This window comes from Bacillus sp. NTK034, from assembly GCF_017303275.1.
GTDB lineage: Bacteria > Bacillota > Bacilli > Bacillales > Cytobacillaceae > Cytobacillus.
In genome coordinates, this window is sequence record NZ_JAFKOJ010000007.1 from 187,213 (window position 1) to 212,632 (window position 25,420).

A 25,420-nucleotide genomic window follows, 5' to 3' on the forward strand; every position below is an offset into this window, starting at 1 on the left:
TTATTTAATCCCCAATGGATTTCTATTTGTTCTTTCTTCGTTTATCTAACAACTCTGAAGCTAACCTTTGTTTTTCCCTTGTTGTGTTTATATACAAAAGAGAAATATCAGATTGTGTATGGCCTAACTGATTCATGATTAAAGGGATGTCACCACCGGTTTGCTCCGCTAAATTAGTCGCATAAGTGTGTCTAAGTTTATGTGGGGACATACGCTTATCAAAAGACTTAGTGTATTTATAAACGATATCTTCAACAGCACGGTTAGTAAGCGGTTGTGGATTGCCCTTTAAATTTTTCACAAAAATATACTCATTTTCACCGTCGCCAGCTTTATATTTTTCTTTTCTAACCTCTAAATACGCCTTGACGTCTTCAAGAGAGGATGGGGTAATAGATACAGTATCTTTTTTTCCTCCTTTTCTAATAACGCTAATCTCTTTAGCACTAAAGTCTATATCCTTAATTCTCAAATTTGTAAGTTCATTTACGCGAATACCACTACCCAAGAATAGAGAGAGGATAGCAAAATCTCTCTCTTTATCACGCTTGAAATATCTCATTTGAGCAGGGGATAGGGATTCTGCATACTCATTTTGAACATATTCAAGAAAATCTACATCCTTGTCTTCAATAAAAATCTTATCGGTAATTTTTTTTGCCCGTTCATTCAATGTTTCTGATACCTTTTTAATAGGAATCTTCTCCATCACATTTCTTTCAAAATATGGCTTCCCAGCAGAGAGCTCAGCTTCAACTGTCAGGTATTTAAATAATGATCTAAGGGATGATTTATGCCTATTAACGGTCTTTGTGTCTATTTTCTTTGTTTCATCATCTTTATTAGAAACTTTATATTTTTTTCTAGAAACGAACTTGAAATAGTTATTGGCATCATCAAGTGAGAGGGTTTCTAATGCATCAACAGGGATGTCCTTCATTAAATCTGATTTAACAATTCCTTCAGCAATTAACCAGCCGAAAAACTCCTTAAAATCTCTAACATAATTAAAAAGGGTTAGGGGGGAGCGGATGTCTAATTTATCATCAACGTATTTAACCACATAATCGGGCATGTCTTTTATAAGTACTTCTAACCGATGCTCATAGTATTCATGCTGTTTAGTAATAGCCAAGAGGGACACCTCACATTACAGTTTTATTAGGAAGGCAATCGCCTCAAAAGAGTAATTTTTTGCGTTAAGTTTATAAGACCTAGATATAGAACTAGAGTTCGTGTTTCTTTAATTATAACAGTAACTCATGTAAAGTGCGAACATACTTATATTTTAGTTTTCTTTTATGATTACTATGTAACGGAAGTAAATCTTGTTGTCTTCTTATTTGTTCCAATACACTAGGTACTGATGGAGGGGCGAGCAATACAGTTTAACAGATAGATTCTCATTCAAGTTGCCGTGCTTATTATCAGGGGACAGCTGCAAATCAGAAGGAAAATTTATTTTTTCTTATGTTCGATCAGGGCAATGAAATAGGTGAGAGCTGGAGAAAACGATATGATTCCTTAAAACTGTTTAAAGCATGTTATTTCAGTACTCTTTCAAGTTTATCTTTAGGTGGTGATCCCAATGGTTATACAACTAAAGATGAAATCAGTGACTATTTGTTGCATTATGCAAAGGAGTTTCCCCTTCTGGTAAAGATTCGAACAGTTGTACAAGACTGGATAAAGCAGGGGATTGTTTTGTTCTGTACACCAGGCAGGGGGGAATACCGAAGCAAACAGGTGATAGTTGCAATAGGTCCTTTCCAGAAGCCAAATATACTCGAATTCTCAAAATTCCTTTCGAATGAAGTCCTTCCTCTACATTCTTCAGAATATGAATGTCCTTTTCAGCTTCTGTTGTAGTTTGTTATTACCATATAAAAGGCGGCTAAGATATACTTGTATTAGCATTTCTATTTACACTTCGCTTCATTTCAACTTTTTAATAAATTACACCAATCAAAAGGAAAAAGAATATAAGGTAGGTATAGGATGCCAACAATATGTTAACAAAACCTTCAAGGTAGTTGCTATTTAGGAAATGTTACAATCTATATCAACAAACAACTTAAAAGGGATCTTCGATTAAAAATCCTTTATTAATTTAGATGACATAGGCATGCTCAAATTCAAACCACGTAAATATATATATCTAAGTAAAGTTATCTTATGGAGGTATGTGTATGCATAAATGTCGTTGCTGCCAAGGAACAGGATGTTGTCGTTACTGTGGCGGTTCTGGTATGTGCTGCTGTTGTGGTGGAAGGGGATGTCACCACTGCCAGACAAGTGGATGTTGCCCGTGTTGTCATAGTGGCAAAAGATGTGGTTGTTGTGGTGGATTAGGTGTTCAATCAATATAAAGTTTAAAAAGCTGGTTTTATCCAGCTTTTTGTGTTTTATTGCCGATAACGCAGATTAATTATTTCGTTGAAAATAGCAGTAAATTAAAACTCGCATTACAATCATTAGAACGATTAACGCTTTTTTATGAATTTACGTTTGTAGGTGACCGATAATCAAAGTTCCCTTTTGAGGTGGATTTTTTTCACTAAAGGGTGAGTGAAAGAATCGTCTTGACTATTTAGGAAGAGAGGATCAAGTGGCATTTCGAGATAGGGGGATATACAGTGGTTTAGAGAGGGTATTGCAGAGGCTTGATGAAGTCAATAAATGATCTATTTGGAAACTAAAGACAAGGGGTTGGTTAGAATTAGTTTTTATGATCTTGTAGGTGTTGAAATCGATGAAGAATAGCGCGCAATGCAGCACGCTATTTATGTAAAATCAGATTTATTTTGGCATCGTATTTATTTATGAGGCGTCCTCTAGATATAAATCCTTCTTCCCGAAAACTGAAGTAATCGCCTTCTGCATTGATAATTATATGGTCTTGGAGGGGAATGTCTAGAATTTTTCCAGCTTTTAATAATGTTTGCGTGATTTCGAGATCCTCATGTGACGGATTAAGTTTAGTGGATGGATGGTGTGGGCAACGATGATCTTCCTAGCATTATTTAGGATGCAGGCTTTAAATACTTCTCTTGGTGAAATGAGTGCCCAGTCTAATGATCCTATATGGCAGTGGTGAACGGCGATGACGTTTTGGTTTGTATTTTAGCAAAGGACAAGGAAGACTTCCCTGTCATCATCCCCAAAAAAATAATGGGCAATACGGCTGGCATCCAGTGGTGAACGGATAACTTCAATTAATTCATTTTGAATTTCTTTTACAACTTGTTTGATTTTATAATAACTTCATATATTTTCTTCATTTGTAATCCCACTTTTAGAATGATATCAATATTCAGATTAGATAAATTTTTATGGAATGTATATGATGAAAGTCACAAATAGGACAAGTTAATAGAGATTCTCCAAACCAATACAGAGTAAAGTGGGTAAGGTAATATATCCTTTCAAGTGATAATCTCCAACAATAAAGGACTTATCGGGATGTCACTAACTATGAAAACCTAAGAAAACAAGAGTAATCAGCTGTTTTCGCTTCTTTTATTGAGGGAGGTAAGTGCAGTAAGGTACAGTACACTAATCCTTGGACTGGCTAAAGGGATTACACATGATTTTGAAAGAATTACGAAAAAGAAACCAACGAAAATTAAAACATATATTAAGGGTTATAGATAGAAATGGATGTAAAGTTATTTTCAATTATCGGGCACTTTTTCTAAAGTTTCTAAAGCTAAATTTCCTACTTATATACACCCAAGAAATTAACTTTTTATATTGATAGCAAATCTACTGATGAAATGTAAGAATACCTAATTCTAATTTTATATTTCATAATTCAATGCCTATTAAAATTAACATGGCAAGTGAGTTCATAGAAAAAACATAAATAAAATATCAGCCATCGCGTTATTGAAAAGGTGCACAGTTATTGGAACATGATAAAAGGAGACGTGCTATATATGAAAAAAGCCATTTTTTTGCATGTGTTTTATTTTTGCTGGCAGGGTGTTTAAAGGAGAATGACGCTGCCGAAAAAGTCCTGAATTGTTGGAGGTTTCAGTTGACATTCCAGAAGTGATACAAGCTAATCAAGAGATTGTCATCCAGGCAGCCGTTATACAGGGGAAGGAAAAAGTTGAAGTCGCCATTGAGGTTAAGCTGGAAGTGAAAAAAGCAGCTCAGATACATCAAAAGAAATGGTTGGGGAGCATCAAGGCAAAGGTGTTTATTCCATTACCACGATTTTTCAAGAGACGGGGACCTATTCGGTAACAGCGCACGTGAGGGCAAGAGGGTTGCAAAATATGCCTACCAAAGAATTCACGGTAAATGTAGTAAACAAATAAGTAAGTGCAAAAAAGGTGGTCCAGGATCAAATCCATTGAACCACCTTCTCTTTTTATTCTTTTTCTTTGCCCTTAGGGGTATCATCTTCCATTATACCTTTGGTGGACTGTTTAAATTCCCTAAGTGTGGTTCCAACTGCACGCCCCAGTTCAGGAAGCTTCTTCGGCCCAATAATAATTAATGCAAGAACAAAGATTAATAGCGCCCCGCTTACACCTATATTCGCCATATGTTTCACCCCTTAAAATTTTACAAAGAAAGCTGTGAAATACATAATCAATATCCCGATTGTGAATCCTGCGAAGTTCTTCCATGAAACAGCAGGTTCAAGATTTTTCCTCTGATCTTCAATCAACATTTTGGTGATCACGTAAATCACCTGTAAAATCGCACCTGCGCCTATTCCTAAAAAGACAGCTCCCCAAATAGGTGAAAAAACAAACCCGCCGAACCAGGTACCCAGGATGGCAGGAGCGCCTGCAATAGTTCCCAGTAGCAAAAAGGTGCGGAATTTAGGCTTAATCTTTAAAAGGGGAGCGGCTATACCAATCCCTTCCGTGATATTGTGAAGAGTGAAACCAATCACCAAGAATGTTCCTAAAGCCGCTTCGCCCAGTGCAAAGGAAGAGCCAATTGCCAAACCTTCCCCAAAATTATGAAGTCCAATTCCAATTGCCATCATAAATGCAACCGCAAATGGAGAATATCCTGCTCGTTCTTGTTTTCGGTGCTGGTATTGATCAAATCCTATTAAAAGAAGGAAGGTGAGAACAGTTGTGATAATAACGACCATGTTGCCCTGGAACACAGAAGGTGCCTCTGCTCCGATTTCGAAACCATCAAATAGTGTTCCAAAGAATAAGAATAATAATAGCCCAACCGTAAGCGCGAGAATGGCATTAATCCAGCTCTTTTTTAAACGCTTCATAAATGGATACCATAATAAACCAAGAGTAATGGGGACAATTCCTACATAGAAGCCGATAAACCCATAATTCAATACATTAACCCATGAAAATTCAGGGGTCAAAGTAGCTGCCTCAATACCTGCTTCTGTAATGATTCCATTTTCTGAAACTAATAGAATAGTATGGGGGTCGCCTTCAACCCAAGGATAGGGTATCGTGACTTTTCCCTCCTGGAATCGTTTAAGAGTTGGTCCTGGTTTGATGGAGAAGTTCCAAACAGAATCATCGACGATTACCTGTGATATGGTCAATGCTTCGGGTCCGGTATTACTGACATCAAGCTCAAATCCTGAAGGGACCACTTTGATTTGCTCAATATTCAATACTTCAATGGGAGCAGCAGGATCTCGTTCCACCCCAGCTCCATTTTTAAAAAGCCATCCCAATACCATAAGCAATAGAACAAGCGGGATAATACCTGATAAAAGCCATTTTGATTTCATCATTTACACTCCTCTCTATTCAACTTCAAAGAATCCCATCCAGCCCAGCTCAGCAAATTCGCTGACATGGGCATGAAACATATACTTCCCCTTATAAGGGAAACGAATCTCTAGGATCCCGCGTTCGCCTTGACATTGCATAATGGTGTCTGTGAACTGAGATGGGTTTTCATTTCTCCCTGTCGGAATATAAGTAAAATAATTCGCGTGCAAGTGGAAAGAATTGAGCAAATCAAATTCAGTAAGGTTGCTTAAGTAAATTCGGACAAGCTCATTTCTCTTGACTTTTATGGGATGATTCATAAAAGCAAAAGCATATCCATTCACCGTATAAAATTCGTTTGCACCATCCAAATCTAAATCATAGGCATTCATGACCATATTTAATTCCAAAGCTTGCTCCCTTGGCGTTTTCGGGTCAATTATAAAATTTCCGTATAAGCCTTTATGAATATGGCGGGCTAAAGGCAGCACATGGCAGTGATAAACCTGCAAGCCATAGGGCTTTGCCTCGAATTCGTACGTAAAGGATTGCCCTGAAGCGATAGGAGTTATCCCATCCATTTCGGGTGGGTGGATCCCGTGAAAATGAATGGAGTGGGGGTGGCTTCCCTTATTTGTAAAGTGAAATCTCAAGAAATCTCCTTCTGTGCAGCGAAAGGTTGGTCCAGGTATGGTTCCGTTATAAGTCCAGCCAGGAAACTTAATGCCTTTGGCAATTTCAATTTCCTTATCGACGGCAACAACCTCGTATTCCCTTAAAGTCCGTCCGTCAGGCAGCGTTGTCACTTTCCCATAATCAAACTCGGTCAGGAGCTGTTCAGCCATTTTATAGCCTTCTGTTTTTGCTGTGTCCTTCATGTTAGTGTGGTTAGCAGCATGATTATTATGTTTTGCTTTCCCGCTGTCAGCCTGAACCTCAGTTGTGAATGGCGAAACGTTATTTAAGTACATGCTTCCTGCTATCCCAAGTGCCCCAGTAGCCCCCAGCTTCAATACATCACGGCGGGATATCTTATTTTCTGACATTGTTTTACCTCCTCTTAAAAAGTTTCCTTAATCCAAAAATATTAGTACTTGCCAATAATTTATGACAAGGACAACCTTTTTGTCAACAAACATTTTACGAAAACATTCAAATAATTATTTGACCAAATAAAAGGAATTACATATACTAATAATCAAATGATTGTTTGAGTATGGAGGGGTTTAATTTGAAACAAGATGATGTTTGTGAAGTTACCTGTGTGGATGAAGAGAAAGTAAGGCGTGTTAAGGAATCGGTAAAACAGCAGAATACCTTGGCTGTTTCTCAAATATTTAAAGCATTATCTGATGACACTAGAGTAAAGATTACTTTTTCCCTATATGAAGAAGAGGGGTTATGTGTCTGTGATGTTGCGAATATCGTCGGATGTACGACAGCAACCGCATCACACCATTTGCGTTTGTTACGCAATATGGGACTAGCGAAATATCGAAAGGAAGGAAAACTAGTTTTTTATTCGCTGGATGATGATCATGTCAGACAGCTTATCCAAATCGCATTTGCACATCAAAAGGAGGTGGAGAACTATGAATGAAGCTTTAACGAAATCAGATGAAAAAACGGTCTATCGTGTGCAGGGATTCACCTGAGCAGGCTGTGCCACAAAGTTCGAAAAGAACGTAAAACACCTGGATGGTGTTTCTGATGCAGTTGTAAATTTTGGTGCTTCAAAGCTTACCGTACATGGAGAAGCAACCATTGAAGAACTGGAGAAGGCGGGAGCTTTTGAAGGTTTAAAAATCATCCCTGAAAAAGAGAGATTCGTTGAGAAAAAGGTTCCTTTTATAATAAAACACGCAACTGTGATTGCATCCTTTGTTTTTCTTATTCTTGGATGGGTTTTTGTAAAAATGAATGGGGAGGACAGCATCACACCGATTTTAGCATATGGTGCATCCATGTTAATTGGCGGGTATCGCCTCTTCACAACAGGCTTGAAAAATCTCCTTCGCCTTCAGTTTGATATGAGAACGCTTATGACTATCGCTGTCATCGGTGCTGCTTTTATTGGGGAATGGGGAGAAGGAGCTACTGTCGTAATTCTTTTTGCGATTAGTGAGGCTCTAGAGACTTATTCTATGGATAAAGCCCGTCAATCCATTCGCTCCTTAATGGATATTGCTCCCAAGGAAGCCTTAATCCGAAGAGGAAATAAGGAAATGATGATTGAAGTGGATGATATTCAGATAGACGACATTATGATCGTAAAGCCTGGGCAAAAAATTGCGATGGATGGAATCGTGGTAAAAGGCTTGTCTTCCGTTAATCAGGCGGCTATTACGGGGGAATCTGTCCCTGTTTCAAAAACACCAGATGATGAAGTGTTTGCAGGAACCTTGAATGAAGAAGGTCTCCTTGAAGTCAAGGTGACAAAGCATGTGGATGACACAACCATTGCGAAGATTATCCATTTAGTTGAAGAGGCTCAGGCTGAGCGTGCTCCGTCACAAGCTTTTGTGGACAAATTTGCGAAATACTATACGCCGCTTATTATTCTTGTAGCATTAGGGGTTGCCGTTATCCCCCCACTGTTTTTTGGAGCCGATTGGGATACCTGGATTTACCAAGGATTAGCTGCACTTGTGGTTGGATGCCCTTGCGCGCTTGTGATCTCAACTCCTGTTGCGATTGTAACAGCGATTGGGAGTGCTGCAAAAAATGGCGTGCTCATTAAAGGCGGCATTCACTTGGAAGAGATGGGAGCAATCAAAGCCATTGCCTTTGATAAAACAGGAACACTAACAAAAGGTATTCCAATGGTAACAGATTATCTTCCACAGTCTAATACAAATTCGGCAGAACTTTTGTCTATTGTTGCAGCGCTGGAAAAAGGATCACAGCATCCACTGGCTTCAGCTATCATGAAAAAAGCGGAAGAAGAAAAAGCGCCATACCAGGACCTCAGTATTGAAGATTTTTCTTCCATTACGGGTAAAGGAATTAAAGGAAACTTTCAAAATAAGATGTATTATGTTGGAAGCCCGAATTTGTTTGAAGAACTATTATCAAACGGCATTCCGGCTGCATTAAAAACAACAATTGCCCGCCTTCAAAATCAAGGAAAAACCGTCATGGTGGCAGGAACCTCAGAAGAAGTATTGAGTTTGATTGCCGTTGCGGATGTGTTAAGGGAAAACAGTAAAAATGTTATTGAAAATCTTCATTCTTTGGGAATTCAAAAGACTATTATGCTTACTGGTGATAACGAAGGAACCGCAAACGCGATCGGTGAACAAGTTGGCGTATCGGATATTAAAGCTGAATTATTGCCGCAAGATAAATTAACGTTTATTAGAGATCTTAGGAATCAATATGACCGAGTGGCAATGGTCGGTGACGGCGTGAATGATGCCCCTGCATTAGCTGCTTCTACGTTGGGGATTGCCATGGGAGGAGCTGGAACAGATACGGCTCTTGAAACAGCGGACATTGCCTTGATGGCAGATGACCTTGGAAAATTGCCGTTTACAGTTAAGTTAAGCAGGAAAGCACTTAGCATCATTAAGCAAAACATTACGTTTTCATTAGGGATAAAGCTTGTTGCATTACTACTGGTCATTCCAGGGTGGCTGACGCTTTGGATTGCGATTTTTGCAGATATGGGTGCGACTCTTATTGTCACATTAAACGGCTTGCGACTTCTCAGAATTAAAGACAAATAAGCTAGGAGCTTCCCGTTTTCATGGGAAGCTCATTTTTATTAGGAGGGATATTCTTGTTATACGATGTTTTGGTTATTGGCGCAGGACAAGCCGGGCTTTCGATAGGCTATTACCTTAAAAAGAATAATGTATCTTTTCTTCTCCTGGACCAGGGGGACGAAATAGGCGAGAGCTGGAGAAAAAGATATGATTCTCTAAAGCTGTTTACACCGCGTTATTTCAGTTCTCTTCCAGGATTATCTTTAAGCGCGGATCCGAATGGATATTCAAAAAAAGATGAGATCAGTGACTATTTGTCGCAGTATGCAAAGGCGTTTTCGCTCCCAGTAAAGCTCCAAACAGTGATTACAAAACTGGATAAAGAAGGGGATCTTTTTGTTGTGTCCACCAGCCAGGGTGTATACCGAAGCAAACAGGTGGTAGTTGCCACAGGACCTTTCCAGCAGCCAAATATACCCGAATTCTCTAAACGCCTTTCGGATGAAGTTTTTCAGCTGCATTCTTCAGAATATAAAAATCCTAATCAGCTCCTGAGCGGTACCACAGTAGTTGTTGGCGGAGGGAATTCTGGAGCACAAATTGCGGTAGAATTGGCGGATCATAACGAAGTATATCTGTCGGTTGGGCACAAACCTAATTTCCTGCCTCAGGACTTTTTGGGCAAAAGCATCTTTTGGTGGTTTGATAAATTAGGATTATTAAAGGCAAATATAGACAGCAAAATTGGTCAGTTGATAATGAATAAGCCTGATACAATTTTTGGTTTCGAACTTAAAGGACTGCTCATGGACGGAAAAGTACAGCAAAAGCCGAAAGCTATATCTGCTAATGATAATGAGATCATGTTTGAGGACCAAAGCATTGTGAAAGTGAGAAATCTAATTTGGTCCACTGGTTTTCGATCGGATTATAGCTGGATAAAGATTCCCGTAATCTTTAATGAGAAGGGGTTGCCGATTCATGAAAGAGGAGTTACAGAAATTCAAGGCTTATACTTCTTAGGACTCCCATGGCAATATAGAAGGGGTTCAGCACTGCTTCAAGGGGTCGGGGCAGATGCTGAATATTTAGCAAAACAGATGCGACTATAGATGCGTTTCATTCAAGTATGCGCTCTGACCACAGCGAAAATAAAGCAAATTAATGGATGAAACTTCAATTAGTCAGATGATACATTGCACAATGTTGCTGTGCATCTTAAAATACTGATTATTAGGCTACATCAGGTCTTCAAGAGATTTACCTATCAAGGGGCAAAGGTGAAAATTTTGAATTACAATTCCGGAAGTGGTCAGTGAATATTACTGGGATACTGAAAGAAATATTCAAAACTAGCACTTTGGAGTAAAGCTAACTGCCAAGCAACTTTTTATAAGAGCGAATTATATGGACTAACAGGAGGAGCCTAAAGCACATTTTGTTTATTTACTTAAAAGGGTAAGCTAAGTTAGAAGGAGCCCGAGAAGAGCCGCTTGAACCTTGAACAGAAGTTACTGTATCTACGGAACATATGAAGTGAATGGACGGAGTAACAGCTAAAATTGACTCTGCTGAACAAACAACTGTATATATGGTTGATTTCACTCCAACTACCGGCGGAGATGAAGTGAAAAATCATAAATGGGTAACAGAAAGCGAGTAATCACCAGATAATACCATTTTCGTTTGGATAGTCAGTCAATTCCTTAACAAGGGGAATTGGCTTTTTTTATAGTGAGAATGTTTTAATACTTAAATCAAACGTTTTCAGAAGATAATTCCAGACAATACATGTAAAATCCAGAAACTAGGATACATTATTTACTAAACATTATCTTTCTAGAGATTTATTTAAAACTAGTTCTATGAGCCGGAAACTAGCTTCTCCATATTTTCTTCATATTTTTTTATTATAATTCAATGGTGGTAATAAGAGAATAATTCTCTGTATCTCTTAACAGCGATCGACCTCAGGAGGAATTCCGTGAAAATGTTACTAATATATGTTTCTATTTTGGTTTTTTTGAATAGCCCTTCTATAATAGTTCAAGCAGAAGAAGAACCAGCGATCTCAAGCGAAGCAGCTATTTTAATTGACTCAAAAACAGGTGAGGTTTTATTTGAAAAAAACTCAAATAAAAGGATGTATCCTGCAAGTCTAACAAAAATAGCAACGGCAATATACGCGATAGAAAAAGGAAATTTAAACGATATCGTTACAGTTGGGAAAAATGCAAGAGTAACTGAAGGTACACGGGTTTATTTGGAAGAAGGTGAAACAGTCAATTTGCAAAAACTTATTCAAGGAATGCTAATTAATTCCGGTAATGATGCAGGCGTTGCCATAGCTGAGCACTTAAGTGGATCAAATGAACGATTTTCAAAAGAATTAAATATGTATTTAGCTGATTTGGGGCTAAAGGAAACTAACTTTAAAAATCCACATGGCCTTTACGATCCTGAACATGTTACTACGGCAGAAGATTTAGCGTTTTTAACCCGTTATGCAATGGAAAATAGTATATTTAGAGAAATTTTTGGAACCAAAGAGCTAAAGTGGAAAGGTGTATCCTGGGATACAACTTTATATACGCATCATAAACTGATGAGGGAATTCCCATATGAGGGTGTTATAGGTGGGAAAACAGGATACGTTGATCAGTCTGGACATACTTTGGTAACTGCTGCCCAAAGAAAGGATCTGAGCTTGATTGCAGTCACCCTTAAGGCACCATCACAAGAAATTGCTTATAATGACACAATGAAATTACTTGATTTCGGATTTAATAACTTTAAAACATCAAGTCTATCTAAAGGAACTGATTTTCAAATTAACAATATTGTTTATAATGCAACAACTAAACTCTATATTACTCAGTCCACTCAAAGTAATGTTCTAAGTACTTTAAAGGATGATGGGAAAATTGAAATTTTATACCCGAGTGCAAAGCTGCTTTCTGATATCCAATTAGGATATGCTATTAAAAAGAATAAAGAAGTAAAGAAAATAGTGAAGCAATCGACGAATCAAAAAGATGAGAAGTTGGCAAAAGGAAGTTATATATTTGGCACCATATTAATTACTTTATTAGTCTCCGTTATTGTATTAGGAAATAGAACCTGTAACAAAATAGCAAAAACAACCATTGAAGAACAGTTATGACACCTTCAAAGTTATAGATAGAAGAACAACTATTAGGATATAAGGTGAGATGAGGAGTACTTATTATGAAGGGACAGATCTTGCACTAGGCAATCAATTTTTTTAAATAGAAATGATAAGTGTTGAAATAAAATTAATTAATATAATGGAGGGCTATTTTTGAGTTTAAAATGGGATAGCGAGTTAGACGAACTAAGGATACGACGCCGCACAGAGATATTAGATGAAGCAAGGGAATTATTTTTGGAAAAAGGTTTGCCAAGAGTGACGATGAGAGATATCTCAAAAGAGGTAGGGGTATCTACGGTTACCTTATATAAATATTATAAGTCTGTTGATGAAATTGCTGCTGAAGTTAAACAACAAATTTTTATTGAAATGAAGGAATTTTTCAAAGAGATATCAACTGATAGTACTGCATATGAACAAATCATAAATTGGCTTAAACAATGGGACTCTTATCTAAAAGAAAAAGACGATCATATCCGATTTCAAGCAGAATTTGATCTTTATTATCAATCACATAAATTAGAAATTGAGCAAGCTTATTATCTTGAATTAATTAAAATAAATGGGGAATCAATTCCTTTGGTGTTTGAACAAGGACAAAATGAAGGAAGCATAAGAACTGATTTTACAGCCAATGACCTAACGGCATGGACATTTAATAATCTACTGGGAATGGTTCACCGACTTGCGGCAAGAGGGCCTTTATTAGAAAATGATTCACCGCTATCAACAGAGAAAATGATGGAAATGACAATTGATTCAGTTGCAAGCTTTATAAAAAGGAGTTAATCAATGCTATAACAGCGTTGATTAACTCCTTTTTATTATTATCTTGTAGAGGAAAAAAGATTGTCTTAAGGTTCCTGTACGAAATTTAAAACCCCTGATTCCCTTCGTTTAAAGGACAAGAGGGAGGCAAATCAGGAAAATTCCATTCTTCTGCTTATTTTTAAGGATTTTGGAATTATTGTAGAAGCTTCCACCTCAGTTTTTAATATCTTAACATAGGCTATGGTTCCTTTATATTTCGAGATGTAGGCTGTTGGCCTGGTCTTCAATTAACTTCATTATTTTTATAAATCCCTTTTCTGGGTATGCCTGCAATAATAATAGTGTATTTGTATCGATTTTTAACATTTTTCTTAATTCCATTGGAATAGATAATTTTCCATTCCTGAAAATGCATTTATTTAAATGGGCATTTTCATGATGATTGCTTACAACCAACTGGTTAGCTTCCTCATAAATAAAGACGAACTCTCCATCCTTCATGCCCAACATTCTATATAGAGCGGCAGGAAGTAAAATTTGACCGTTTTTTGTTAACTTTTTTACATACAAAGGCATTTCATCCTTTCCCTTAATCTCTATATTAATTTGTTTCCCATTTATAGCCGACTCCCCAAATGGTCTTTAGATGGCGATCAACTGGGAAACCAGATTGTCTTAACTTCTCTCGTATGTTCCTAATGTGAGAATCAATCGTTCTACTTTCTGTTTTCCATTCCTGACTCCAGATGGTCTGTAAAAGGGCTTCACGAGAAAAAACATTATTGATGTTACTTAACAAATGCCCTACAAGTGCAAATTCCTTAGGAGTCATAGATATGGTGTTTCCGTTAAAAGAAAGATTGAAAGATGTTTCATCCCATTTTAACCCTTGAAAAAAAAGTGAATCACTGATTACTAGGGAAGACCTTCTTAACAATGCCTCTATTCGGACTAAAAGTTCGTTTTTGTTAAAAGGCTTAGTTAGATAATCATCGGCACCCTGTTTAAATCCATCTACTATATCTTCTTTCTCACTTTTTTTAGATAGTATAATGATTGGAACATTAGAAACCCTTCGAATTTTTTCACAAGTAGACGAACCATGCATATCAGGCATAACAACCTCTAATATGACGAGAGATACACTCTTCTGTGAAAGAAATGAAATTGCATCACTAGCTGAACGGAACTGTATGCATCGATAGAATGGCGAAAGAAGGGAAGACAATAAGTTCTGTGTTTTTTGATCATTATCAATCACCATAATTTTTTTCATTTTAGCTTTCCTCTTTTCATTAGTAATCTACGTTTACCTTACTAAAAAAATATGAAGAAATTTTGCATTTTAGAAGACTTCCAAAAAACACTAGAAATTATTTTAATTGAATTCAAGCTAAAATTAGATTAAATAGATCCAATTAAAAAATTAATCTCATTAATCCACAAATTGGTTATTTATGCTTTCTGTATTAATATTTTCATTAAAGTTATCTTCTTGCACACTTTCTTGATATTATTCCCTTAAAATATTTTTGATATAAAAACATTAAAGAGGTGAATATATTGGGGGAAATTGAATCGATTGATAGAATTGCCTTTGAGTTAGGCCCAATAACGATTTATTGGTATGGTATCATTATCGGAAGTGGTCTGTTATTAGGATGGATTCTTGCTGCAAGAGAATCGAAAAAAGTTGGAATGGAAAAAGAACTACTCTCAGACCTATAGCTGTGGGCAATTCCCATTTCAATTATTTGTGCAAGATTGTACTACGTAATTTTCAAATGGGAATACTATATTAAAAATCCAGGAGATATTTTAGCGATATGGGAAGGTGGTATTGCTATTCATGGAGGATTATTAGGAGCAGTGATAACTGCCGTTATTTTTTCTAGAAAAAAGGGTATTTCTTTTTGGAGACTTGCAGACATTGCTGCACCAAGCATAATATTAGGCCAGGCAATTGGACGGTGGGGGAATTTCATAAACCAAGAAGCGCATGGGGGAGAAGTGTCCCGCTCATTCCTCGAAAGCCTCTTACTCCCAGGCTTAATCATTAATCAAATGTATATAGAAGGAGCATACTATAATCCGACTTTTCTATATGAATCATTATGGAATATTCTTGGCTTTGTTCTTTTGGTTTTTCTCAGACGTTTATCCATAAAACGTGGTGAAGTTTTTCTATCTTATATTATTTGGTATTCAGTTGGGAGGTACTTTGTTGAAGGATTGAGAACAGATAGTTTAATGCTCACAGAATCAGTTAGAATAGCTCAAGCTATGTCCTTAACTTTGATTGCAGCAGCCGTTTTAGTCATTGTCCTTAGAAGACGCTTAGAAAAAGCTGTTCATAGATATGCTGATAGGGATTAATGAATTTTTAATAAAGGCCACCTGCTTTAAGCATAATTCTGCGGAGATAATAAGTATTTTCGGAAAGAACCACTCTCTAAATAGGAATTTAAAGAAATGTAAGTTCTGTTTACATTAAACTTTGTAATGGGGAATATAACATGAATTTATTCTTCACTTTTTAGTTTTCACATTAATAAGCCTATCAGTTCTTCTCTTATTAGGAAGAGAAGAGCTTACGCAGCTTGGTAATATTCAAGTTTTAGATAATATTGAACAAACATCTCGTGCATCTGTAGATTCGGAAGATATAACAAAAAGGTGGTAAAGATTAAGGACCGAGTCCTTTTGGATGCACCTATTATTAAACAATTTCCTGAACTGCCAAGAGGTTGTGAGGTTACTAGTCTGGCAATGCTTCTGCAGTATAAAGGAATTAAAACAAATAAAATTACACTTGCCAATAATATAAAAAAGAATTCTGTTCCGCTAAAAAAAGAAAGCGGGAAGATATTTTGGGGAGATCCAAATGAGGGATTCGTTGGTGATATGTATTCCTATAAAAATCCCGGCTATGGAGTTTATCATAAACCGATAAGAGAACTAGCCGAAAAATATATACCAGGTCAAATAATAGATTTAACAGGTAGGGATTTTGTGGAACTTCAGGCTTATCTTTCGCTTGGTATTCCAATTTGGATTATAACCAATACTACCTATAATGAATTGCCTGATTCTGCATTTGTAAAGTGGTTTACACCTAATGGGGAGATAAAAATAACTTATAAAGAACATTCTGTTCTTATTACAGGCTACGATGAAAAGGCAATTTATTTTAATGACCCAATTGACGGCATGAAAAATAAGCTAATTTCAAAGGGGGAATTTCTTGCTGCCTGGAAGCAAATGGGGAGTCAAGCGGTGACATATCTGCCAGATTAGTGTTTAAGAAGATTAGTAGTTGATTTAAATAATGATTATTAGAAACATTATTGACGTGGTGGTTAATAAGATAAGTCAAGAAGGGGCTAGCTATTGATTTTGCCCTTTTCTTGACTTTACCTATAGAAAAAGGTTGATGGTAATTTTCAGTGTATGTATTATAATATCCTAAAAGTTTTCTTGAAATATGGGTTTGTTACCTTAAAATCCAACAAGTCGATTACATAGCTGGATACCCAGAGTTAATAAAAGTCATGATTGAGAACCAACCAAAGACAAGAAAACTTCCAGCACCAAAAAGGACTCCAAGAAGATTTTTATTTTTTATCGCAGTGATAGTCCCAAAACCTGATAACAATGCTACTAAACCAAATATAATTACTATACCCAAGGGACAACCTCCTATCTATTATGGTATATATCGCTGTCTAGAATAATTTCCTACTTCCTTGTCACATTTCAAACAAATACTCCATGGAATTTCCTGATATGTTCTAGTGAAATTGCATTCTTGTACCTTAAAAACTTGTCACCCTATATATAGCATGTCCATCAAAATACAGCATAATCCTCAAATTGCAACTTTTAGACGAATTCCATAATTATAAATATGTCCACACTCTGACTCGAACAAGTTTTATTTGGAGAAGTTCAGAAATGTAACCAGGATAACGATATATTAAATGAAGTTAGACGCTTAAGGTTCGAACCTATTATAATTAAAAAGTATGCAGAAAGTATGGATAATAAATTATTAAATTAAATAGCTCAAAATTTCCAGAAAGTGAAGCTGAACATATAAGATTGAGTCTTTAAATTGGTCATAGTGTAATATCTTGTTGATATTCAAGCATAATCATATACTTATTATTACGATCCGATTACTTTCAATTCGAAGAAAATGTATTTAAATGAACTATACACCTAATTGACTTGTTATTTTTTTTCAGTCCATTTATAGCCAACACCCCAAACAGTTTGCAAATGATCATCTGCGGGAAACCCTACTTTTCTGAGCTTGTCCCGTAGGTTCCTAACATGAGAGTCGATAGTTCGGTCTTCAATTGAAACTCGATCTCCCCACACGGACACAATAAAATGATCTCTGGAGAAAACTTTGTTTCGATTTCCTAAAAACAATCCCATCATTGCAAACTCTTTTGGCGTCAGCAAAATCTCTTTATCTTCAAATAAGAGTTCATAAGAATTTGGCTTTAGTACAAGGCCTTTAAAAGAAAGGATTCCTTCCTCTGATTGTGTTCTTCTTAAAACTGCCTCAATCCTTGCTAGGAGTTCTTCCTCATCAAATGGCTTTAAAATATAATCATCAGCTCCTATTTTTAACCCCTTTACAATATCTGGCTTCTCACTTCTAGCAGTAAGCATGATTATTGGAATATCCCTGAATTTCTTAATTTCCTTGCATGCTGTCCACCCATCCATTTCAGGCATCATAACATCTAACAATATAAGGTCTACAGGATGGGACTCTAAATAAAGGATTGCATCTATGGCTGATCGCTTTTTGACACAATTATAACCAAGCGGCATTAAATATAGGGCTAATAAATCAAGCATCCTAGTTTCATCATCAACTAATAGTATCGTTTTCAATTTTACCTGCTCCTTTAAAGATTAATTCAAACTCAGTTCCTTTGCCTTCTTCACTTTTAACAGAGATCTTACCACCATGAGCAAGAACCAGTTCTTTTACAATGGCCAATCCTAGACCTGTTCCACCTAATGATCTTGTACGGGATTTATCTACACGGTAAAAGCGATTTAGAATGTAAGGAAGGTCTTCTTCTGGAATGCCTTTACCGTTATCTTGAATCTGAATGTAAATATCCTTTTTCTTTCTGCTAACAGAAAGAAGTGTTTTTGCTCCAGAAGGAGAATATTTTATGGCATTATCTAATAAGTTAAAAATGATTTGCTCAAGTCTGGATGGATCCGCCATAATAAATAACTCTTCCGGACAAACTACTTCAAGTTCCATCTCTTTTTCTTGGAAAGCGGGAGTGAACTTTTGATTTATTTTCATCATAAAGTCAGTTAAGTCTATTGCTTTTTTTTGTATTATAAATGAATTTTTGTCCATTTTCGCTAGGTCGAAAAGGTCCTTAATTAAATCAGAAAGGCGATTCGCCTCCTCATGAATTATATTTAAATATCTGTCACGGTCTTCAATAGAAAGGTTTCGGCTAAGGACAATATCAGCGTACCCTTTTATATAAGTTAAAGGGGTCCTTAACTCATGAGAAATGCTGGCTAAAAAATCGTTTCTCTCTTGTTTTAAGTATTTTAGGTCATTGGCAAGCCTTGATATGGAATGAGCTAGGTCACCAAGTTCGTCATTGCCGTTTTTTGGGAGAGACACGGAGAAATCCCCCCTGCTTATTTGAAAGGTAGCCTCCTTCATTTTTATAAGAGGTTTAGCAAGACCTTTGGAAAGAAAGACAATAATAATCAGAGTCAAACATACAGCAATTATTCCTGCCAATAAAAAGTTCCCATTCAGCCGTTTTATCAAAGCGTGAAGTGATTCTGTATCCTGAAACATATAAACGCGACCTTCTGTCCTGCCATCGATCTCTATTGGGCTTACGGTTGAAATAAAGGACCCATTTTTCCAATTATCCTCTAAAATTTCACCTTTTCTTGGAATATTAAACCCCGAACTATAAATATACCTCTCAAAACTCTCGCTATTAGCTGATGATCCAAGTATTTTACCGTTTACATCCGTGATTACCACGTCAGTATTTGCTTCAGATTCCATAAGAGTTACATGTGAGATAGTATCTGCGTCAAAGTGTTTTTCTAGGATTGCTCTATGAGAATTTCCTCTCGCTTGTAAAGAAAGCAGTTCTTCTTCTATTCTCGAGTCGACGAGAGCCGAATGTAAGAAGAAAAACATCAAAATAACAAGGCCAAATATAATTAAAAAGAAAATTACTCCTAGCTTTATTGATAGCTTGTTCATGTAATCACCTGTTTCATGCTAATAGTTAAATTATATCCCTGAAATTTGAAGATTTTATGCAGAATTAAATTGCAGCTAGAAAAATTATAGCCACTTAAAAGGTTATAAACGAAGAAATATTTTTTAAATAATTCAATTAACTATTACCTGAATTCTTTATTTCCCCAAACACACTATAAAAAGCCAAGAAGAAAGGCTCTTGGCTTAGAAGTTGTATTTTTAACTGTCTATATTTTCAACTCATTATGAGCAATAGAAGAAGTTTCTACCTGTATTGTAGTGTGTTCAATTTGAAAGGTTTCATTTATTTTGCTAATTGCTTGTTGGAGTATTTCCTGGCTGTCTCTGTTATCATCGATAAGGATATGGCAGCTAAGTGAATCAAGTCCGGAAGTAATGGTCCATATGTGGAGATCATGAATATTAATGACTCCATCAATTTCAGTTAAAGCCTCTCTCACTTTCTCTTGATCAATAGTGATTGGTGTTCCTTCCATTAAAATATGAACAGAATGTTTTATAATTCCCCAGGCACTTTTCAATATTAATAAAGCAACCAAAACAGAGATAATAGGATCTGCTACATACCAGTCAAACAATAGCATTAATATTCCTGCAATAATTGCACCAATAGAACCTAGAGCGTCTCCCAGAACATGCAAATAGGCACTTCTTAAATTAACATTATTTTTCACATCTCCTTTCCGCATTAAGGACCAGGCACTAATCAAATTAGCGATTAGGCCTATAGAAGCAATCAGCATCATTGATCCACTTGCAACAGTTGGTGGTTCAAAGAATCTGCCATAAGCTTCCCGGACGATAAAGCCAGCTATTACAAAAAGAGTAACTCCATTAAACAATGCAGCTAAGATCTCGAATCTGTAGAATCCATATGTCTTGCGAGGGGATGGGGGCCTAGAAGCAAACCAGATAGCAATTAAACTCAAAAACAGTGAACTTGCATCACTCAACATATGGCCTGAATCTGAGAGTAGAGCTAAACTATTGGTAATCAGTCCTCCGAAAAATTCTAAAATCATAATGCCCGTTGTAATAATCAGAGCAATGATTAATCCTTTTTTATTTCCTTCTCGTGATTCTTCAAATTGGTTATGTCCGTGTGAGTGACCATGTCCGTGGTCGTGGTGATGTCCCATTAATAATCCTCCTATTCTAACATTTAATATGGGTTATAACTTGATTTAACACCGTGATGACATGCTCATCATCATATGTATAAAAGAGCGTAGTTCCTTCGCGTCTGTATTTAACAAGCCTTAGCTTTCTAAGTAAACTAAGCTGGTGGGAGACTGCAGATTGAGTCATTTCCAAGACTTCGGTTATATGGCTTACCGAGCACTCTTCTTGTGATAATAAGTATAGAATTTTAATTCGTGTGGGATCTCCTAGTGCCTTAAAAATCCTAGAGGCTTCATCCACTGTCTGAGTTGATAAAAACGTATGTTCCTGTTGCTTCATTTATATTTCCACCTTTTAATTATTTTGTTCTTATTCTTATATAATAATACAAACTTTTAACCCCATTTCCATATTATAACAAAAGGGGACCGCTACCAGGGGAGGCCAACAAATATGCTACCTCTAAAGAGGATCATCGTATATGTATAAGATTTTTCAATAAAGTGTAATCTTTCCTTTTAAAAAATGGACGAAAATCTGTAGCACAGTTTATATTGATGACACTAAAAGAAGATTGATCAATTAATAGTGACTTTTTAATCAATTGCTGATGCTGTGGTACCAACAATCAATGCAATTCATCTTAAGAAATCCTATATTGTGAAGGGTGGATTTAAAAACCTGGTCGAAGTCACCTCGCAAATGATGGAATCCTCATATTGTTAAATGCACCTGTTGTGAAATCTATACTTTTGCTTGGAAAGAGCAGTGATTTGTTCTAAAAATTTTCTTTTTCTTTATTTACCTTGTTCACTCGAGAGTTAAACTGAATTGACAACTGAAAACCTTAGTATCTTATTTTATTAAGAAACCCTTAGGGATGCCACCTAATTACTAAACCAGGTTAAGAAGGCGAAAGAAGATTTTAATAAAGAAGACTATAAGAGTAAATCTAAGAAAACTGCATCATAAATCATAAAAAACCCGAATTTGTCACAAGTATATGAATAAATACTCATATAAATCCTATACAAAAAAGAAAATACTGTCAATGAAAATCTCTGATACTTATTCCATTTTCTATATTTTTAATGAATTCTTATTTAAATACTCTATGAATATACTTGTACAAACATACATGGGGGTTCTTTAATGAACAGTGATTTAGCGGTAATTGTAAATGTTTTCTTAATTATTTTCTTTGGAACTCTGATTGGAGGAGGGCTTACGTGGCTAATCTGTCATACACTAAAGCTGAATAGCCATTACATTAATATATTTTGCAGCGGGATACTAATCGGTTTGATTGGATTTGAACTCCTTCCAGAAACACTTAAACATTTAGATTTTATCGGAGTTTTTGCTGGAATTTCATTAGGTGTATTTTCTATGATTGCAATGGAAGGATTAATCCATAAAACCAAAAATCGTTTCAAACGTGACTCGGGAATGTTCCTCCTACTCTTTACGGCATTATTTCTCCACAGCATTCCTACAGGGTTAGCATTTGGTATGAATGTCCAGCAACAGGTTGTCAATCCGTCAATATTATTAGCAGCAGTTTTTCTTCATCATATTCCTGAGGGAGTTATTCTAATGGGGACCCTCATATATACAGAAATGAACTTATTTATTTTTGGGGTTTTTTGCTTTATCCTATCGCTTGCGGTCAGTTTGAATGCTTTAGGGGGACTGGAGTGGCAATCGCCATCTGAGAAGTTTACTACTATTTTAAACGGAACCGCCATAGGTACATTAAGTTATGTAACAATCTATGAGGTACTTTGGAAACATTCCTTCCACCTGTCGAAAATTAAAGTGCTATCCATAACCTTATTAGGAGCACTTCTTATAATCTTATTTTTTATTTTGGTACCCATAGGACATTAAATAGATCAGCCCAATCAAAACTGTCATGGAGATGGCAGTTTTTTTTATTTTTCAAAATAAATTTGACAACATGAAAATATATTCATATTATAATACTAAAAGTTGCGTTAGGGAAAAAAACAAGCAGGGGGGAAAAAAATATGGGGTTGTCTAAAAAACTCTCTTTATTTGAAGGAGAAAAAGGGGACATTATCAGAATAACTGATTTAAACATAGAAGGAATAATGAGGAGACGTCTACTCGATTTAGGATTTGTTCCGGGGGCAAATGTCGAAGTGCTAAGAAAAAGCCCATTGGGGGACCCTGTTGCTTTTCGGGTAAGCAACACTTCTATAGCCTTAAGGAAAGAGGAAAGTCACAAAATTTTAGGGGAGTTGGTTTAGCATGGGTAACTTTCGAATTGCTCTTTGCGGCAACCCGAACACAGGCAAAAGCACCTTATTTAATGCACTAACAGGACTAAAACAACATACTGGAAATTGGGCAGGAAAAACCGTGGACATGAAAAAGGGTGTATACACTTATAAAAATGATCAATATGAAATTGTTGATTTACCCGGCACATATTCACTTTATTCAAATTCCTTAGACGAAGAAATCGCTCGAGATTATATTGTGTTTGAGAATCCCGATATCACCATTGTTATTTTGGACGCTACTGCTCTTGAAAGAAATTTAAATTTGGCCTTGCAGGTACTGGAGATGACTGATCGAGTAATCATTTGTATTAATTTAATTGATGAGGCAGAGAAATTAGGAATTAATATTAATGAAAAATTACTAATGAGGAGGTTAGGCATACCGGTAATTAAAATTTCTGCAAGAAATAAGACGGGGATACCGATGCTTCTTGATACTATGAGCCGAGTTATTTCGGGAGCCATTCAGTGCACTCCTTTTCAAATGAAATATGATAAGGAGACTGAAAGAAAAATAAAAATCTTGGAGCCTATGATTGAGAAAACTGTTGGAAATGATATATCTGCAAGATGGCTTTCTTTAAGGTTATTAGACGGAGACAGAGAACTATTTGAACAAATCGTAGAAAAGGCCAGAAACAGGGAGGTTTTGATCAATGGAACTACAATCCACAAAACAAAAACAGGCATTAAATGAATTGTTCCAGCAGGCAGATCTTCTTTCCTCGACACAGATACGTGACCAAATAGTTGAGCAGTTATATAGAAAAAGCCATCAATTAGTAAAAGAAGGTGTCTCATTTACAAAAAATAGATTTGACCACAGAACTGAAAAATTAGATGCAATTTTTACCTCCCCTGTATTTGGATTTCCAATCATGTTGGTTATGCTGGGTGTTGTGTTTTATTTAACAATTGCAGGAGCAAATATCCCTTCGTCCATGCTTGCTGAATTCTTTGGCTGGGTGGAAGCGTATTTAACCTTATTTTTCACTGAATTAAATGCCCCTAATTGGCTTCATGGAGTTTTGGTATTGGGTCTCTACCGTGGAACGAGCTGGGTAATCAGCGTAATGCTTCCACCCATGGCCATTTTCTTTCCGACCTTTGCATTGCTTGAAAACTACGGTTATCTGCCACGTGTAGCATTTAATATGGATCGGCTGTTTAAAACGGTAGGGGCACACGGAAAGCAATCACTGACAATGGCGATGGGGTTCGGCTGCAACGCTGCAGCAATTATGTCATCGAGGATTATCGAATCTCCCCGGGAAAGGATGCTGGCTATATTAACAAATAATTTTGTCCCTTGCAACGGTAGATGGGGTACTTTAATTGTTTTGGCCTCACTCTTTATGGCGACAGGTTTTACCGGTGGAATGAAGTCAATTGTTACGACTTCAGTTATTGTGGGGATCGTGCTTTTCGGGATAATTATAACATTCTTTGTATCCTGGACTCTAGCCAAAACGGCATTGAAGGGCGTGCCAACTCACTACACTTTGGAGTTGCCTCCTTACAGAAAACCTAAATTCTTTGATACAGTTATTCGTGCTTCTTTGAATAAATCCTGGTCTGTTTTAGTCCGTGCGGTTAAAGTCGCCGCTCCAGCAGGCATATTAACATGGGTACTTGCAAACATTCAGGCAGGAGATACAAGTATACTGCTTCATATTGTTCAATTTTTAGACCCGCTTGGCCAGGCGATTGGTCTAGACGGATATATTTTAATGGCATTTTTAATTGGACTTCCTGCTAATGAAATCGTGTTGCCCATCCTATTAATGGGTTACCTGTCAACTGGTGCTTTAATAGATGTAGATGGGATTGAGGATTTAAAACAAATCTTTATCGAGCAAGGCTGGACTTGGCTGACTGCTTTAAATATGATGCTGTTCTCTTTACTGCATTATCCTTGTGGCACTACACTTGTAAATATATACAAGGAAACCAAAAGTGCAAAGTGGACTTTTTGGTCCTTTATCATTCCTACTGGTATTGCGTTTTTTGTAACTTTTCTTATTGCACAATTAGCTCGTATCTTCAATTGGGTGTAGATCAAGTAACGGTATAGCTTAAGGAGCACTACAAAAGGAGATCCAACATGTTAATCAGGTAAGGAACTCTTCTAATATCACTAGCTTTTACTTGTTTTTTAGCAGGATATTTTGTCCTATCAAATAACAGCAGGATGTGGATGTTCATTGGGTTAACCTGCTTTTTCTTCCTCATTCTTTTAGCAATTTGGCTATTTCGCCAATAGATGAAGTATAATTTCAGGGAGGGTTACTCAGAGGCTTAACATGTAGAATTTT

24 protein-coding genes and 3 pseudogenes are annotated in these 25,420 nt (G+C 36.5%); 15 read left to right on the forward strand and 12 right to left on the reverse strand.

What is annotated here, in order from left to right; translation table 11 throughout:
- Nucleotides 1–22: 22 nt before the first annotated feature.
- Complete coding sequence (xerS, locus tag JI665_RS19625) at nucleotides 23–1,144, reverse strand: tyrosine recombinase XerS (protein WP_236888104.1); 1,122 nt, start codon at nucleotides 1,142–1,144, stop codon at nucleotides 23–25.
- A 251-nt stretch (nucleotides 1,145–1,395) separates the two neighbouring features.
- Here xerS and JI665_RS19630 point away from each other — a divergent pair, with 251 nt between their 5' ends.
- Both JI665_RS19630 and JI665_RS19635 read left to right on the forward strand, forming a co-directional pair.
- Nucleotides 1,396–1,869 carry an NAD(P)-binding domain-containing protein gene (locus tag JI665_RS19630; protein ID WP_257781704.1) on the forward strand — a complete coding sequence of 158 codons (474 nt, stop codon included), beginning with the start codon at nucleotides 1,396–1,398 and terminating at the stop codon, nucleotides 1,867–1,869.
- A 306-nt stretch (nucleotides 1,870–2,175) separates the two neighbouring features.
- Entirely contained in the window at nucleotides 2,176–2,352 is a 177-nt protein-coding gene (locus JI665_RS19635; RefSeq protein ID WP_019381005.1) for a hypothetical protein, read from the forward strand.
- Nucleotides 2,353–2,779: 427 nt separating this feature from the next.
- Here the strand turns inward: JI665_RS19635 and JI665_RS29245 are convergent.
- A pseudogene (locus JI665_RS29245) lies at nucleotides 2,780–3,105 on the reverse strand (JAB domain-containing protein).
- A gap of 918 nt (nucleotides 3,106–4,023) precedes the next feature.
- Here JI665_RS29245 and JI665_RS28705 point away from each other — a divergent pair.
- Complete coding sequence (locus JI665_RS28705) at nucleotides 4,024–4,251, forward strand: hypothetical protein (protein WP_236888105.1); 228 nt, start codon at nucleotides 4,024–4,026, stop codon at nucleotides 4,249–4,251.
- A 127-nt stretch (nucleotides 4,252–4,378) separates the two neighbouring features.
- Here JI665_RS28705 and JI665_RS19650 read toward each other — a convergent pair whose 3' ends face one another.
- The 3 genes from JI665_RS19650 to JI665_RS19660 are packed head-to-tail and all read right to left on the reverse strand — an operon-like array spanning nucleotide 4,379 to nucleotide 6,766.
- Entirely contained in the window at nucleotides 4,379–4,555 is a 177-nt protein-coding gene (locus JI665_RS19650; RefSeq protein ID WP_019381003.1) for a twin-arginine translocase TatA/TatE family subunit, read from the reverse strand.
- 12 nt (nucleotides 4,556–4,567) lie between these two features.
- Nucleotides 4,568–5,737: a ZIP family metal transporter gene (locus JI665_RS19655; protein WP_019381002.1), complete on the reverse strand. Its 1,170-nt coding sequence runs from the start codon at nucleotides 5,735–5,737 to the stop codon at nucleotides 4,568–4,570.
- Nucleotides 5,738–5,752: 15 nt separating this feature from the next.
- Nucleotides 5,753–6,766, reverse strand: coding sequence for a multicopper oxidase domain-containing protein (locus tag JI665_RS19660; RefSeq protein WP_019381001.1), 1,014 nt, complete (start codon nucleotides 6,764–6,766; stop codon nucleotides 5,753–5,755).
- 185 nt (nucleotides 6,767–6,951) lie between these two features.
- Between JI665_RS19660 and JI665_RS19665 the strand changes: the two genes are divergently transcribed.
- The 6 genes and pseudogenes from JI665_RS19665 (at nucleotide 6,952) to JI665_RS19690 (ending at nucleotide 13,388) form a co-directional block, all read left to right on the forward strand.
- On the forward strand, nucleotides 6,952–7,320 hold the full coding sequence (locus tag JI665_RS19665; protein ID WP_019381000.1) for an ArsR/SmtB family transcription factor: 369 nt from the start codon (nucleotides 6,952–6,954) through the stop codon (nucleotides 7,318–7,320).
- On the forward strand, nucleotides 7,313–9,448 hold the full coding sequence (locus tag JI665_RS19670; protein ID WP_082919471.1) for a heavy metal translocating P-type ATPase: 2,136 nt from the start codon (nucleotides 7,313–7,315) through the stop codon (nucleotides 9,446–9,448). Before JI665_RS19665 ends, JI665_RS19670 begins: the two co-directional genes overlap by 8 nt.
- 20 nt (nucleotides 9,449–9,468) lie before the next feature.
- Nucleotides 9,469–10,539: a flavin-containing monooxygenase gene (locus JI665_RS19675; protein ID WP_051005546.1), complete on the forward strand. Its 1,071-nt coding sequence runs from the start codon at nucleotides 9,469–9,471 to the stop codon at nucleotides 10,537–10,539.
- A gap of 371 nt (nucleotides 10,540–10,910) precedes the next feature.
- Nucleotides 10,911–11,090, forward strand: a pseudogene (locus tag JI665_RS19680) (YdhK family protein); the annotation flags it as partial.
- A gap of 327 nt (nucleotides 11,091–11,417) precedes the next feature.
- Entirely contained in the window at nucleotides 11,418–12,590 is a 1,173-nt protein-coding gene (locus tag JI665_RS19685) for a D-alanyl-D-alanine carboxypeptidase family protein (RefSeq protein ID WP_211202642.1), read from the forward strand.
- 159 nt (nucleotides 12,591–12,749) lie between these two features.
- Nucleotides 12,750–13,388, forward strand: coding sequence for a TetR/AcrR family transcriptional regulator (locus JI665_RS19690; RefSeq protein ID WP_019380994.1), 639 nt, complete (start codon nucleotides 12,750–12,752; stop codon nucleotides 13,386–13,388).
- Nucleotides 13,389–13,619: 231 nt separating this feature from the next.
- Here the strand turns inward: JI665_RS19690 and JI665_RS19695 are convergent, their stop codons facing one another.
- Together JI665_RS19695 and JI665_RS19700 are read right to left on the reverse strand one after the other, a co-directional pair.
- Complete coding sequence (locus JI665_RS19695) at nucleotides 13,620–13,940, reverse strand: AbrB/MazE/SpoVT family DNA-binding domain-containing protein (RefSeq protein ID WP_019380993.1); 321 nt, start codon at nucleotides 13,938–13,940, stop codon at nucleotides 13,620–13,622.
- A gap of 31 nt (nucleotides 13,941–13,971) precedes the next feature.
- On the reverse strand, nucleotides 13,972–14,646 hold the full coding sequence (locus tag JI665_RS19700) for a response regulator transcription factor (RefSeq protein ID WP_019380992.1): 675 nt from the start codon (nucleotides 14,644–14,646) through the stop codon (nucleotides 13,972–13,974).
- 284 nt (nucleotides 14,647–14,930) lie between these two features.
- Between JI665_RS19700 and lgt the strand changes: the two are divergent.
- Nucleotides 14,931–15,746, forward strand: a pseudogene (lgt, locus tag JI665_RS19705) (prolipoprotein diacylglyceryl transferase).
- Nucleotides 15,747–16,073: 327 nt separating this feature from the next.
- Entirely contained in the window at nucleotides 16,074–16,667 is a 594-nt protein-coding gene (locus JI665_RS19710) for a C39 family peptidase (RefSeq protein WP_019380989.1), read from the forward strand.
- 220 nt (nucleotides 16,668–16,887) lie between these two features.
- Here JI665_RS19710 and JI665_RS19715 read toward each other — a convergent pair whose 3' ends face one another.
- From JI665_RS19715 to JI665_RS19735, 5 genes are all read right to left on the reverse strand, one after another.
- A complete protein-coding gene (locus JI665_RS19715; RefSeq protein ID WP_019380988.1) occupies nucleotides 16,888–17,058 on the reverse strand; it encodes a DUF2759 domain-containing protein in 171 nt (56 codons plus the stop codon).
- Between the two features lie 545 nt (nucleotides 17,059–17,603).
- Entirely contained in the window at nucleotides 17,604–18,281 is a 678-nt protein-coding gene (locus tag JI665_RS19720; RefSeq protein ID WP_019380987.1) for a response regulator transcription factor, read from the reverse strand.
- Entirely contained in the window at nucleotides 18,259–19,653 is a 1,395-nt protein-coding gene (locus JI665_RS19725; protein ID WP_019380986.1) for a sensor histidine kinase, read from the reverse strand. Before JI665_RS19725 ends, JI665_RS19720 begins: the two co-directional genes overlap by 23 nt.
- A 227-nt stretch (nucleotides 19,654–19,880) precedes the next feature.
- A complete protein-coding gene (locus JI665_RS19730) occupies nucleotides 19,881–20,813 on the reverse strand; it encodes a cation diffusion facilitator family transporter (RefSeq protein WP_019380985.1) in 933 nt (310 codons plus the stop codon).
- 16 nt (nucleotides 20,814–20,829) lie between these two features.
- Nucleotides 20,830–21,135: an ArsR/SmtB family transcription factor gene (locus JI665_RS19735; protein ID WP_019380984.1), complete on the reverse strand. Its 306-nt coding sequence runs from the start codon at nucleotides 21,133–21,135 to the stop codon at nucleotides 20,830–20,832.
- Nucleotides 21,136–21,948: 813 nt separating this feature from the next.
- Here JI665_RS19735 and JI665_RS19740 point away from each other — a divergent pair.
- The 4 genes from JI665_RS19740 (at nucleotide 21,949) to JI665_RS19755 (ending at nucleotide 25,162) form a co-directional block, all read left to right on the forward strand.
- Nucleotides 21,949–22,686, forward strand: coding sequence for a ZIP family metal transporter (locus tag JI665_RS19740; RefSeq protein WP_019380983.1), 738 nt, complete (start codon nucleotides 21,949–21,951; stop codon nucleotides 22,684–22,686).
- A 140-nt stretch (nucleotides 22,687–22,826) separates the two neighbouring features.
- Nucleotides 22,827–23,069 (forward strand): FeoA family protein, encoded by a 243-nt coding sequence (locus JI665_RS19745; protein ID WP_019380982.1) that lies wholly within the window; start codon nucleotides 22,827–22,829, stop codon nucleotides 23,067–23,069.
- A gap of 1 nt (nucleotide 23,070) precedes the next feature.
- Nucleotides 23,071–23,802: a FeoB small GTPase domain-containing protein gene (locus JI665_RS19750; RefSeq protein ID WP_019380981.1), complete on the forward strand. Its 732-nt coding sequence runs from the start codon at nucleotides 23,071–23,073 to the stop codon at nucleotides 23,800–23,802.
- On the forward strand, nucleotides 23,762–25,162 hold the full coding sequence (locus tag JI665_RS19755) for a nucleoside recognition domain-containing protein (RefSeq protein ID WP_019380980.1): 1,401 nt from the start codon (nucleotides 23,762–23,764) through the stop codon (nucleotides 25,160–25,162). The genes JI665_RS19750 and JI665_RS19755 overlap by 41 nt, the downstream gene beginning before the upstream one ends.
- Nucleotides 25,163–25,420 lie beyond the last annotated feature (258 nt).